This is a genomic window from Clostridium sp. JS66 (assembly GCF_033561535.1).
Lineage (GTDB): Bacteria > Bacillota > Clostridia > Clostridiales > Clostridiaceae > Clostridium_AM > Clostridium_AM carboxidivorans.
The window spans coordinates 427415-440804 of the sequence record NZ_CP131467.1 but is presented as its reverse complement, the minus strand read 5'-3'; the positions used below and the strand labels follow the sequence as shown (position 1 = coordinate 440804).

General features: G+C 31.2%; 10 protein-coding genes. All 10 read right to left on the bottom strand.

The genetic code is table 11. The features are described 5' to 3' along the window. Nucleotides 1-7 precede the first annotated feature (7 nt). Entirely contained in the window at nucleotides 8-742 is a 735-nt protein-coding gene (locus tag Q6H37_RS02055) for a type 1 glutamine amidotransferase (protein ID WP_318738946.1), read from the bottom strand. A gap of 41 nt (nucleotides 743-783) precedes the next feature. Beyond that, entirely contained in the window at nucleotides 784-2094 is a 1311-nt protein-coding gene (locus tag Q6H37_RS02050; protein ID WP_318738945.1) for a Mur ligase family protein, read from the bottom strand. Between the two features lie 318 nt (nucleotides 2095-2412). Next, complete coding sequence (locus Q6H37_RS02045) at nucleotides 2413-3882, bottom strand: sigma-54 interaction domain-containing protein (RefSeq protein ID WP_318738944.1); 1470 nt, start codon at nucleotides 3880-3882, stop codon at nucleotides 2413-2415. A gap of 198 nt (nucleotides 3883-4080) precedes the next feature. Further along, entirely contained in the window at nucleotides 4081-5085 is a 1005-nt protein-coding gene (locus Q6H37_RS02040) for an electron transfer flavoprotein subunit alpha/FixB family protein (protein ID WP_318738943.1), read from the bottom strand. A 94-nt stretch (nucleotides 5086-5179) separates the two neighbouring features. Beyond that, nucleotides 5180-5959 (bottom strand): electron transfer flavoprotein subunit beta/FixA family protein, encoded by a 780-nt coding sequence (locus tag Q6H37_RS02035; protein WP_318738942.1) that lies wholly within the window; start codon nucleotides 5957-5959, stop codon nucleotides 5180-5182. Nucleotides 5960-5971: 12 nt separating this feature from the next. Continuing rightward, nucleotides 5972-7111, bottom strand: a complete 1140-nt coding sequence (locus Q6H37_RS02030) for an acyl-CoA dehydrogenase (protein ID WP_318738941.1) — start codon at nucleotides 7109-7111, stop codon at nucleotides 5972-5974. 169 nt (nucleotides 7112-7280) lie between these two features. After that, entirely contained in the window at nucleotides 7281-8459 is a 1179-nt protein-coding gene (locus Q6H37_RS02025) for an acetyl-CoA C-acetyltransferase (RefSeq protein ID WP_318738940.1), read from the bottom strand. A gap of 69 nt (nucleotides 8460-8528) precedes the next feature. Continuing rightward, nucleotides 8529-9374 carry a 3-hydroxybutyryl-CoA dehydrogenase gene (locus Q6H37_RS02020; RefSeq protein WP_318738939.1) on the bottom strand — a complete coding sequence of 282 codons (846 nt, stop codon included), beginning with the start codon at nucleotides 9372-9374 and terminating at the stop codon, nucleotides 8529-8531. A gap of 62 nt (nucleotides 9375-9436) precedes the next feature. Continuing rightward, the gene (locus tag Q6H37_RS02015) at nucleotides 9437-10216 is read right to left on the bottom strand and encodes a short-chain-enoyl-CoA hydratase (RefSeq protein WP_318738938.1); all 780 of its coding nucleotides are present in this window, start codon (nucleotides 10214-10216) and stop codon (nucleotides 9437-9439) included. Nucleotides 10217-10679: 463 nt separating this feature from the next. Then, nucleotides 10680-13292, bottom strand: a complete 2613-nt coding sequence (gene clpB, locus Q6H37_RS02010; RefSeq protein ID WP_318738937.1) for an ATP-dependent chaperone ClpB — start codon at nucleotides 13290-13292, stop codon at nucleotides 10680-10682. Nucleotides 13293-13390: the final 98 nt, after the last annotated feature.

Here is a 13390-nt window from a genome sequence, read left to right as displayed (position 1 = left end):
TAAAATTCTAGTTCTTCTTAGTTTCCCTATTTACAATAAACTCCTTAGCTTTAAGCTCTAGACTATTATCTAGTGGTTCTAATTCTATTTTTTCTCCAGATTTATTAGATAAAGCTGTTTCTATAAGTCTATCTGCTAACTCAGGGTTTTTTGAGAGAAGAGAGCCATGAAAATATGTGCAGTAACAATTTTTATATATACAGCCTTCATATCCATCTTCACCATTATTTCCGTACCCTACAACTGTTTTTCCAAGAGGCTTTAATTCTTTACCTATATAAGTTCTTCCTGAATGATTTTCAAAGCCTACATAAGTTTCATTAAATTCTTCATTGCGTATAACTGTATTTCCTATAAATCTCACACTTCCACCTTCTGTATATACATCTATGATGCCAAGTCCATCAAGTTTTTCTCCTTCAGGGGTAGTATAATATTTGCCAAGCAATTGATATCCGCCGCAAATAGCAAGAAATACTTTTCCACTTTCTATATATTCTGTTATATTCTCTTTCTTAGTTTGATTTAAATCATCTGAAACTATAGACTGTTCGTAATCCTGTCCACCACCAAAAAAAGCTATATCATATTTTAAAGCTTCAAAAGGATCTCCTATAGATACATTAAACACATTTACCTTTATTCCTCTTTGTTCAGCTCTATATTTTAATATAAGAATATTGCCTAAATCTCCATATACATTTAACAAATCAGGATACAAATGACATATATTAAGTTCCATTATATTTACAACTCCTTATCTTTATTATTATCATGGAAACTTTACCAAAGATTTTTAATAAATCCTTTATTGTTAAGGAACTTTCTAAAATTAATCATAGCAGTATAAGTAGCAAGTATATAAACAGTATTATTATTACATCCTCTTATTTCTTCTAGAATCTTTTCATAATTTTCGCATATGGCAAATCTATCCTGCGGGAGCCCTGCTACTTTAAGTCTTATAGCCATATCATATAGTCTTATACCAGAAACTATTGTTTTATCAATATCCAATGAGGACAATGTTTCAAAATTAACATCCCATATCCAAGACACGTCCCTACCATCTGCATAATTATCATTTAGAAGTACTGCCAAAGAAAACTTCCTTTTATCTAAACTTATAGTGTTTATTGCTTCATTATATCCAGCTGGATTTTTAACTAAAATTATCTTTATATCTTTTCCATCTATATTTATACTTTCTTGTCTACCAAAGCTGCTTTTTTGACTTTTCAAGGAATTAAAAATTACAGAATCTGCAATTCCACATACTTTTCCAACTGAATACGCACATAGAGCATTATATATGTTATATGTACCTGGTTGATTTATATAATATTCAGTTCCATTTATTATTACCAAGGATCCTTCTGGATTTTGTTCTTTTATTTTATCTACAGAATAATCCAATTCAGGTCTTTTATATCCACAATTCTCACAATAAAAATCACCTAAATGATTATAAGTAAGATAATTATATTTATAAGGACTTTTACACTTTTTGCAGAACTTAGCATCTGCATTTATATCTATTATGTTGTTCTTATTTAAGGAGTCCTTAAATCCATAATATATAGTCCTATTAGGAAGTTCTAAACCTCCCAACAAGGATTCATCACCATTTAATACTAAATTAGCTAGCGGAACTTTTTCAATTCCTTCAAGTATTTTTTTTAGTGTAGTGTATACTTCACCATATCTATCTAGTTGGTCTCTAAATAAATTAGTTACAGTTATAACTTCCGGAGTAACATATTTTGTAACCAACTTTACATTAGCTTCATCACACTCAATAACCGCATACTTTGTAGCCGAACAGCTTGAAAAAGAAAAATGCTCCACAAAACAAGAAACTATCCCTGGAAGCATATTCGCACCTGTATTATTTGTAATTACATATTTTTCGCTATCTTTTAACATATTATATATCATACTTGTAGTGGTAGTTTTACCATTAGTTCCTGTTATAAGTATAATTTTATAATCTTCACATACAGTTTTTAAAATACTCTCATCTAATTTTAAGGCAATCCTGCCTGGAAAGTTACTTCCTCCTTTAAATAAAGCCTTTGATAAGCCTATTATCATTTTAGAAATTATAATACTAAAAAAAGATTTAATTTTAATTTTTCACACCACCCTTGTTATTTGGTTAACATTTTTAAAAAATCAACTTAAATTATATTCTAAACCTTACCCCTAACTCTAAATATTATAATACAATATTACTTTTTTTACATCACAATTTTTTACACTGAACCCCTTCTACTTCGTGAATTATGAAACAAATTTAAAATTTCGAAGGTATGCAACATTTTTCACAATATATCTTAATCTTATCTAAAATTTATGTAACTCAAAGGCAACATTGCAATTATTCTTTATACAAAATTATTACTTGTACAACTAGACATCACTATTTTTACAATCACTTTTACTTCTATATTTTTTTCTTTTTCTTACAAGGGTTGATGCATCTATACCTAACTCCTTGGCTGCTGCTCTAACATTTCCATACTTTTTAAAAGTGGTTTCTATAAGTACCTCTTCTAAATTTTCAACAGCTTCTTTCAAAGTAAAATGCTTATCCTTATTATTATTCTCTACTAAACTGTAATCTCCAAGCATTCTAACAGTTAAATCATCTCTAAGTATTTTATCACCTTTACTCATAATTACAGTTCTTTCTATTATATTTCTAAGTTCTCTTACATTTCCAGGCCAATCATACTTATACAAGTAATCCACTGCTGCACAAGTTAGAGACTTATTAAAGTTATATTTGTTATTAAATTTAGTTAAAAAATGCATTGCTAAAGGCTTAATATCTTTTCTTCTTTTTCTTAAAGGTAATACCGTAATAGGTATTACATTCAAACGATAATATAAATCTTCTCTAAAAAGTTTTTTGTCTACCATTTTCTTCAAGTCTCTATTAGTTGCTGCTATAATTCTTACATCTATTTTAATGGTCTTAGTACCACCTACTCTGGTAATTTCACCTTCTTGAAGCACTCTAAGAAGTTTAACTTGCATGTCCAATGGCAATTCTCCTACTTCGTCTAAAAATAAATTTCCATTGTTGCACATTTCAAATAATCCAATTTTTCCTTCCCTATTAGCACCAGTAAAAGCTCCTTTTTCATAGCCAAAAAATTCTGATTCCATGAGATGCTCTGGAATTGCTCCACAATTTATTTTTATAAAATTGTTATTGCATCTTTTACTATTTTTATGTATATATTTAGCAACTTCTTCCTTACCAGCACCTGTTTCTCCAAGCAAAAGCACAGTAGCATCTACTTTTGCTACTCTCTTAGCCATTTGCAAGACATTAATCATGTTCTCATCTTCTACTATAATGTCTGAAAAATTTAAAAGCTGATTTTTTAAACTATCTGTATTGGAAGAATTCTGACTATTAAGTATCTCCTCTTTTTTTTCTAGTTGTTCCTCTAATTCATATAATTCTATAACATCTCTTACACTTGTAACTACCATAGTTACATTTCCTTCCCTATCAAATATAGGGTTACTAGAAACTAATACCTTTTTCCCTGTTCTTAATTTTTGTTCAATGGTTACACTTTTTTTATCTTTTAAAACTATGAGAGTTGCTGATTTTGACATATATCCTTCTTTTTCTAAAAAGGACATATTTTTTTCCAATACTTCTTCTCTCTTTATACCAGTAATCTTTTCCCAATACTTATTTACTAATATAGTATTGCCAAGTTTATCTGTAACATAAATACCATCATTGAATCCTTCAATTACATCCTGCAATTCCTTCAATTTTAATTTGACGAACTCCAATTTCATTTCTAAATCACATGAATCAGAAAAAGTATCATTCATTAATTGTTGAATCCCCATAAAGTAGTGCAACCTCCTACCTCTTATACATTAATAAAAAATATAAATAATTGTATTAAATACTATTAATTATATTTTCTATCAATTATACTATATAATTATATTTAATTCAAAAAACAAAAAACTTCGTATATACGTTTTTACAAGCTTATATACGAAATTTTTTGTCTATATATTTAAAGTGATTGTTAATGGATGCTAATTATTTAAAGCTTTTATTTCAGCTACCATTTCAGGAATTACCTTTTTGTAATCTCCTACTATAGCTAAATCTGCTACTTTCATTATTGCAGCGCCTTCATCTTTGTTTATTGCTATTATATAATCACTGTCTTGCATTCCTGCTAAGTGTTGAATTGCTCCTGATATTCCACATGCTATATATACTATAGGCTTTACTGTTTGTCCTGTCTGTCCTACTTGGCATGCCTTGTCTACCCAGCCATTTTCTACTGCTGCTCTTGAGCCTGCCACTGTTCCTCCTAGTACATCTGCTAATTCTTTTAATGGTTCAAAACCTTCTTTGCTTCCTATTCCTCTTCCTCCTGATACTATGAACTGAGCTTCTCCTATATCCATAATATCTTTTGCTATTTTAACTACTTCATCTACTTTTACTCTTATATCTGATGCTTTTATATCTGCATTTATTTTTTCTATTTCACCTTTTCTTGATGTATCCTTTTGTAATTTTTCAAATACTCCAGGTCTTACTGTTGACATTTGTGGTCTATTTGCCGCACATTCTATTGTTGCCATTAAATTTCCCCCAAATGCTGGTCTTGTCATTTGAAGATGTTTTGTTTCTGGATCTATATCTAATCCTGTACAATCTGCTGTAAGTCCTGTTGATAATCTTGCTGATACTCTTGGTCCTAAATCTCTTCCTATATATGTTGCTCCTACAAGTATTGCTTCTGGTTTTCTTTCCTGTACAAGATCACATATAACTTTTGCATATCCATCTGTTGTATAGTGTTTTAATAATGGACTATCTGCATATATTACTTTGTCTGCTCCATATGCTGCTAATTCTTTTGCTATATCATCAGCTTCACTTCCAAGTAGTAATGCTGTTACTTCTGTTCCTAATTTATCTGCTAGTTCTTTGCCTTTTCCTATTAGTTCTAATGCTACTTTTTGTAGCTTTCCATCTCTCTGCTCAGCAAATACCCATACGCCTTTATAATCTGCTATATTCATGCTAAAAAACCTCCTAATATTTTTAATGAAACTCCTCCTCCTTACGTCGGCTGAGTAAGCGATCATCTCAAAATCATTGATTTTGGATACCTGCTTATATATAGTGTTTTTCTTTCAACTTTGAAACCGCATAAGCTGCTGCTTCTTTAAATGGCTTGTTTACAAGTTCTCCTGCACCTTTTGCTTCCTTTGTTGCTGATTTCTTTACCTTTGTTGGTGATCCTGATAATCCTAAAAGGGATTTATCTACACCTATATCATTTGCAGTCCATATTTTTACTTCTTCTTTAAATATATTGAATATATTATTCATATGCATGTATCTTGGTACATTTAACTCTTTTATTGCTGTTAAAAGCACTGGTGCTTTTACTGTTAAATCTTCATATCCATCTTCCCATGCTTTTCTAACCTTTATTTTATCTCCATCTATGTCCACTTTCTCAACGTATGTAATTTGAGGTATTCCAAGATGTTCTGCTATTTCCGGTCCTACTTGTGCTGTATCTCCATCTATTGCCTGTCTTCCTGCAAATACTATATCATAATCTAGTTTCTTTAATGCTCCTGCTAGTGCATGTGATGTTGCTAATGTATCTGCTCCTGCAAATGCTCTATCTGTTATTAGTATAGCTTCATCTGCTCCCATAGCTAAAGCTTCTCTTAAAGCTGTTTCTGCCTGTGGTGGTCCCATACTTATTACTGTAACCTTAGCACCTGCATTTTCCTTTAACACTAATGCTTCTTCTAGTGCATTTTTATCATCTGGATTTATTATTGATGGAACACCTTCTCTTATTAATGTTCCTGTCTTTGGATCTATTTTTACTTCTGTTGTATCTGGTACTTGTTTTAAGCAAACAACTATATTCATTTAAAAAACCTCCTATTTTAATCTGCTTCCTGATATAACCATTTTCTGAACCTGTGATGTTCCTTCATATATTTCTGTTATCTTAGCATCTCTCATCATTCTCTCAACTGGATAATCCTTAGTATATCCATATCCACCAAATAGCTGAACTGCTTTAGTTGTTACTTCCATAGCAGTATCTGCAGCAAATAATTTTGCTCTTGCAGCATCTATTGTGAAAGGAAGTCCCTTTTCTTTTCTCATTGCTGCCTTATATACTAAATTTCTTGCAGCTTCAATTTTTACGTCCATTTCAGCTACCATCCAAGCTAAGCCCTGAAATCTGCTAAGTGTTTTTCCAAATTGTTTTCTTTCCTTCATATATTTTATAGCTTCATCTAAAGCTCCTTCTGCGAGTCCTAATGCTTGTGCTGCTATACCAATTCTTCCTCCATCTAGAGTTTTCATTGCTACAGCAAATCCTTTTCCTTCTTTTCCTATTAGGTTTTCTACTGGTACTTTAACATCTTCAAATACAAGTTCTGTTGTTGATGATGCCCTTATTCCCATTTTATTTTCAACTTTTCCAAATGAGAAACCTGGCATTCCTTTTTCTAATATGAATGCTGATATTCCCTTATTTCCCTTACTTCTATCTGTCATAGCAAATACTACAAATACATCTGCATAAGCACCATTTGTTATAAATATTTTTTGTCCATTTAATATATAATGATCTCCTTCAAGAATAGCTTGGCTTTGTTGAGCCGATGAATCTGTACCTGCGTTTGGTTCAGTTAAACCAAATGCTCCTATTTTTTCACCCTTTGCAAGAGGTACTAAATACTTTTGTTTCTGCTCTTCTGTACCAAATTGTTGTATTACACATGCACAAAGAGAAGTGTGTGCTGAAAGTATAGTTGATGTTGTTGCACATACTTTTGCCAATTCCTCTACTGCTAATATATATGAAAGTGTGTCTCCACCAGCTCCACCATATTCTTTAGCAATAGGCATACCCATCATGCCATACTTAGCCATTTTCTTTACAGTTTCAAGTGGATATCTTTCTGTTTCATCTATTTCTGCTGCTAAAGGTTTAACTTCATTTTCAGCAAATTCGCTTACCATTTGTTTTACAAATTCTTGTTCCTTTGTCAATGTAAAATCCATAAAAAGTCCTCCCAAATATATTTTATTTAATCAAAATAACATGTAAATTTTTTAACATGCAGCTAAAATTAACAATAACTTTAGCTGCATATTGTGATATTTTAAAATTAAATAAGTTTAAAGTCTCAAGCCAGCAAAGGTCTCAAGCTCTTACTCTTTAATTTTTTACTTAACATCTTTCAACTATTACAGATGTTCCCATTCCTCCGCCTATACATAAAGTTGCTAGGCCTTTCTTAGAATCTCTTCTTTCCATTTCGTATAAAAGTGTAGTTAGGATTCTAGCTCCAGAGCATCCTACTGGATGACCTAATGCTACAGCTCCTCCATTTACATTTACCTTGCTCATATCAAATTTTAAGTCTCTTGCTACTGCTAAACTTTGAGCTGCAAAAGCTTCATTTGCTTCTATTAAATCTAAATCATCTACTGTCATACCAGCTCTTTCTAAAGCAAGTTTAGTAGAATAGAATGGACCATATCCCATTATTGATGGATCTAAACCTTTTGTTCCATAAGAAACTATTTTAGCCATTGGCTTTAATCCTAATTCTTTTGCTTTATCTGCACTCATAATTACTAGAGCTGCTGCTGCGTCATTTATTCCTGAAGAATTTCCTGCTGTAACTGTTCCACCTTTTTTGAAGGCTGGTTTTAATTTAGCTAATGCTTCCATAGTTGTTCCTGGTCTTGGTCCCTCATCTGTATCGAATATTACATCACCTTTTCTAGTTTTTATAACTACAGGAACTATCTCATCTTTAAATTTTCCTGCTTTTATTGCTGCTTCTGCTTTATTTTGTGATTCTACTGAAAAAGCATCCTGTTCTTCTCTAGTTAATTTCCATTGTTCAGCTATATTTTCTGCAGTAACTCCCATATGATAATGATTAAATGCACAATGTAAACCATCATGAAGCATAGAATCTTGTAACTCTGATGCTCCCATTCTTTGTCCCCATCTTCCTGATTGAAGTACATATGGAGTTCTTGACATGTTGTCCATTCCACCTGCAACTATAATATCTTCATCGCCTGCTTTTATTATTTGTGCTGCTAAACTTATACTTCTAAGTCCTGAACCGCAAAGTATGTTTAATGTCATAGCTGGAACTTCTACTGGAATACCAGCATTAACTGATGCTTGTCTAGCTGCATTTTGTCCAAGTCCTGCTTGATATACACAGCCCATCAATACTTCTCCAACTTGTTCTGGTTTTATTCCTGCTCTTTTTACAGCTTCTTTAATAACAGTAGCTCCTAACTCAACAGTTGTTACATCTTTTAATGCTCCTCCAAATTTACCTATAGCAGTTCTAACTGCGCTAACTATAACTACTTCTCTCATGTTAATTCCTCCTAAAATTCTTAAATTCTTATTTTGTGTAATTACGAAATCTATCTACAAATAATCATATTATTTTGTATAGTCATAGAATCCTTTTCCAGTCTTTCTTCCTAATAATTTTCCTCTTACCATTTTTCTTAATAATGGATGAGGTCTGTATTTTGAATCACCAAATTCTGTATATAAAACATCCATAACGGCTAAACATACATCTATACCAATTAAATCTGCTAAAGCTAGAGGTCCTATTGGGTGGTTAGCGCCTAGCTTCATTGCTAAATCAATGTCTTCTGCTTTAGCAATACCATCAGCTAATATACCAGCTGCTTCATTTATCATAGGAACAAGTATTCTATTAACTACAAATCCTGGTGCTTCTTCTACTTCTACTGGTTCTTTTCCTAATTTTTTAGCTGTTTCAACTATTGTATTTTTAGTTTCTTCTGAAGTACAAATTCCCTTTATAACTTCTACTAATTTCATTACTGGTACTGGATTAAAGAAATGCATTCCTATAACTTTATCTGGTCTATTTGTAGCACTTGCTACTTCAGTTATTGATAAAGATGATGTGTTTGAAGCAAGTATAGCTTCTGGTTTGCAAATTCCATCTAACTCAGCGAAGATTTTCTTTTTAAGTTCCATATTTTCTATAGCGGCTTCTACTACAAGATCTACATCCTTTGCTAAACCCATATCTGTAGTAGGTTTTATTCTACCAAGAATTTCATTTTTAGCTTCTTCAGTCATTTTTCCTTTTTTAACACTTCTATCAAGATTTTTAGTAATGTTTGACATTCCTCTTTCAACAAATTTTTCTTCAATATCTCTCATTACTACTTCATAACCTGATTGAGCAAATGTTTGAACAATTCCTGATCCCATTGTTCCTGCTCCTAATACAAATATCTTCATAATCCTTTCCCTCCAATAAACTTTTAATTTATAATAATAATAATTAATAATTACTTTTTAAACTATTTTAATTTAAAATCTGGACTTCTTTTTTCTAAGAAAGCTCCCATTCCTTCTTTTTGGTCTTCTGTTGCAAAACATAAACCAAATAAATTATTTTCAATTGTCATTCCTGTATCAATGTCAGTTTCAAATCCTTTATTAATTGATATTTTTGAATATCTTATAGCAGCTTGTGCTTTTGAAGCAATCTTTTCTGCCATTGCTTTTGCTTCATTCATTAATTCTTCAGGTGCAACTACTTTATTAACTAATCCTATTTTTTCAGCTTCTTCAGCTTTAATCATATCTGCTGTATATATTAATTCCTTTGCTTTTCCTGGTCCTACTAATCTTGAAAGTCTTTGAGTTCCTGCAAATCCAGGTATAATTCCTAAACCAACTTCTGGTTGTCCAAATTTAGCTTTTTGTGAAGCTATTCTTATATCACAACTCATGGATAATTCACAACCGCCGCCTAATGCAAAACCATTAATTGCTGCAATAACTGGTTTCTCCATAAGCTCTATTTTTCTAAATATAGCCAATCCTAATTCAGCAAACTTTCTTGCCTGTTCTGGAGTTTTATCTTTCATTTCTGCTATATCTGCTCCAGCTACAAATGCTTTACCTTCCCCTGTAATTATAAGCACATATGTACTTTCATCATTTTTAACTTCATCTATGCATTGATCAATTTCATTCAATAGCTCCGCATTCAATGCATTTAGTGCCTTAGGTCTATTAATAGTTAATATAGAAGTATGGTTTTCCTTTTCTAATTTAATATTTTTATATTCCAAAACAATCACCCCTTATGCCATATTTATTTAGCAAAACCTGTGCCAAACAATAATTAATTTAGTAAACATATTTTTACTAAAAGTTGGGGAACTATTGAGATAGTTAAATTATTAACATCGACTTCGTTAATAATTTAACTTTTAAACGTTGAATTAAGTTCTAAAATATGTTTATTTTCAGACATTTTCATGTTGCAATAAGGAAACGCATTGCATTTTTGCATCAAAACAAATTATTACTAAATATAAGCATTTATAGTTATATATTAGTCAATTTTGTTTCAATATTAAGTTGCAATATTACATCAATACATACTTTTTTACAAATTACTACGTGTAAAATTTTACAATTTATATTATTAAACTAAACATTACGTTATAATTTACCAATTCAATCCACTTACAAAATTACAAAAAAATAGTTATAAAGATATCTTAATTGACATCCTTATAACTATTTTATCTATTGTATATTGGCAGTTACATTTTCTACAATAATTTCATCATTTCTAACATCAACTCCTACGGTACATCCTTCATATACATCACCTTTAATAATCTTTTTTGCAATAGATGTTTCCAATACATTTTCAATATATCTTTTTAAAGGCCTTGCACCATATACTGGATCATATCCTTCTTCTGCCATTAGTCTTTTAGCAGCTTCTGTTATTTTTAACGATATATTCTTTTCTTTAAGTCTCTTTCTTATATCCTCAATAAATATTGATATTATATCCTTTATTTCTTCTGTGGATAGAGGTTTAAATAATATAATATCATCTAATCTATTTAAAAATTCCGGCTTAAATCTTGATTTCATTTCACTCATAACTCTATCACGAATATGTTGTTCTACTCCTGAAATCTCCTTATTCTCAAGTAAGTAACTACTTCCAATATTCGAAGTCATGATTATTATACAATTTTTAAAATCTATTACCTTTCCTTGATTGTCAGTAAGTCTTCCATCATCTAATATTTGAAGAAATATATTAAATACATCATCGTGAGCCTTTTCTATTTCATCAAATAATATTACACTATAAGGGTTTCGTCTTACAGCTTCTGTAAGCTGTCCTCCTTCTTCATAACCTACATATCCTGGAGGCGCACCTATAAGCCTAGATACAGAGTATTTTTCCATATATTCAGACATGTCTATTCTTACTATATTTTCTTCACTATCAAACAAAGTTCTAGCTAAAGTTTTAGCCAATTCTGTTTTTCCAACTCCTGTAGGTCCAAGAAATATAAAAGAACCTATAGGTCTCTTAGGGTCTTTCATTCCAGCTCTTGCTCTAATAACTGCATTAGATACAGCAGTTACAGCTTCTTTTTGTCCAATTACCCTTTGTGAAAGTTCATTCTCTAGTCTTAAAAGTTTTTTTCGTTCTCCTTCCACTAACTTGGCTACAGGTATGCCAGTCCAATTTGAAATTATCTGTGAAATTTCTTGTTCTGTTACCTCTTCTTTTAACATTGCATCTTCATTATTTTCTTTAATCAATTTCTCTTTTTCTTTTATTGCAGTTTCAAGCTTAGGAATTAATCCATATCTAAGCTCTGCTACTTTATTTAAATCATACTCTCTTTCAGCTTTTTCAATATCACCTCTAGCATTATCAAGCTGTTCCTTTAAGTTCCTAATTTCGATTATTTTAGACTTTTCTTTTTCATATTTTGCAGTCATTTCATTATCTTTGTCTTTTAAATTACTTAACTCTTTTTCTAAAAATTTAAGTCTTTCTCTAGACGCATTGTCTTTTTCCTTGGATAATGCTTCTTTTTCAATCTCTAATTGAAATATTTTACGTTTTACCATATCCATATCCGCAGGCATACTGTCTATTTCAGTTCTTATCATTGCGCAAGCTTCATCTATAAGGTCTATGGCCTTATCTGGCAAATACCTATCTGTTATATATCTGTCAGAAAGCTTTGCTGATGCAACAATAGCTGAATCATGAATTCTTATACCATGATATATTTCAAACCTTTCCTTAAGTCCTCTAAGTATAGATATAGAATCTTCAACTGTAGGTTCAGCTACTACTACTGGCTGAAATCTTCTTTCTAAAGCTTTGTCCTTTTCTATATACTTCCTATACTCATCAAAGGTCGTAGCACCTATACAGTGAAGTTCTCCTCTGGCTAACATTGGTTTTATAAGATTTCCAGCATCCATAGAACCTTCTGTTTTTCCAGCTCCAACTATAGTATGAATTTCATCTATGAAAAGAATTATTCTTCCTTCGCTATTTTCCACTTCCTTCAATACTGCCTTTAGTCTTTCTTCAAATTCTCCCCTAAACTTAGCTCCAGCAATAAGAGCACCCATGTCTAAAGAAAATATTATTTTGTTTTTAAGACCTTCAGGTATATCACCTTTTACTATTCTTTCTGCTAATCCTTCTACTATAGCAGTTTTACCAACTCCAGGTTCCCCTATAAGTACAGGGTTATTCTTTGTTCTTCTTGAAAGTATTCTTACAACTCTTCTAATTTCGTCATCTCTTCCTATAACAGGATCTAATTTATGTTTTTGGGCTTCCTCAACTAAGTTCCTGCCATACTTAACTAATGCTTCATAAGTTCCTTCTGGATCTTGAGTTTCTACCCTTTGATTTCCTCTAACCTTAGATAATGCACTTAAAAAATCATTTTTTGTAATATTAAATTTTGTCAAAATGTCTTGTATTTCTTTAGAATTAACTTCCATAAGACCCAGCATTACATGTTCTACGCTTATATAAGAATCTTTAAACTTTTTAGCTTCCTTTTCTGCTTTTACAAAGACATCTTCAAATCTTCTAGTTGCATAAAGAGATGTATTTTGAGCTCCTTCTCCTAGAACCTTTGGCATTTTATCTAGAGCCTTACTTATTTCTTCTTTTAACGCTCTTATATCTACTCCCATCTTGCTAAATATATTAGGAATAAGACCGTCCTCTTGAGACACTAGAGCTGAAAAAAGATGAATAGTATCTATCTGCTGATGATTATATCTAACAGCTACTAACTGTGCTTCATTTAAAGCTTTTTGAACTTTTATAGTTAATTTTTCTACATCCATAAAAAAACCTCCTTAAAAAATTAATAGTTAAGAATGAATAATTAATAGTTAATGTAGATTTTTCGCGACAGGTAAAAATCATCCTTCAACTATTAATT

Bases quoted from the DNA above. Each gene is read 5' to 3' on its own strand.
- Q6H37_RS02055 (WP_318738946.1), bottom strand. From the start codon at position 742: ATGGAACTTAATATATGTCATTTGTATCCTGATTTGTTAAATGTATAT.
- Q6H37_RS02035 (WP_318738942.1), bottom strand. From the start codon at position 5,959: ATGAATATAGTTGTTTGCTTAAAACAAGTACCAGATACAACAGAAGTA.
- Q6H37_RS02030 (WP_318738941.1), bottom strand. From the start codon at position 7,111: ATGGATTTTACATTGACAAAGGAACAAGAATTTGTAAAACAAATGGTA.
- clpB (WP_318738937.1), bottom strand. From the start codon at position 13,292: ATGGATGTAGAAAAATTAACTATAAAAGTTCAAAAAGCTTTAAATGAA.
- Q6H37_RS02020 (WP_318738939.1), bottom strand. From the start codon at position 9,374: ATGAAGATATTTGTATTAGGAGCAGGAACAATGGGATCAGGAATTGTT.
- Q6H37_RS02025 (WP_318738940.1), bottom strand. From the start codon at position 8,459: ATGAGAGAAGTAGTTATAGTTAGCGCAGTTAGAACTGCTATAGGTAAA.
- Q6H37_RS02050 (WP_318738945.1), bottom strand. From the start codon at position 2,094: ATGATAATAGGCTTATCAAAGGCTTTATTTAAAGGAGGAAGTAACTTT.
- Q6H37_RS02045 (WP_318738944.1), bottom strand. From the start codon at position 3,882: ATGGGGATTCAACAATTAATGAATGATACTTTTTCTGATTCATGTGAT.
- Q6H37_RS02040 (WP_318738943.1), bottom strand. From the start codon at position 5,085: ATGAATATAGCAGATTATAAAGGCGTATGGGTATTTGCTGAGCAGAGA.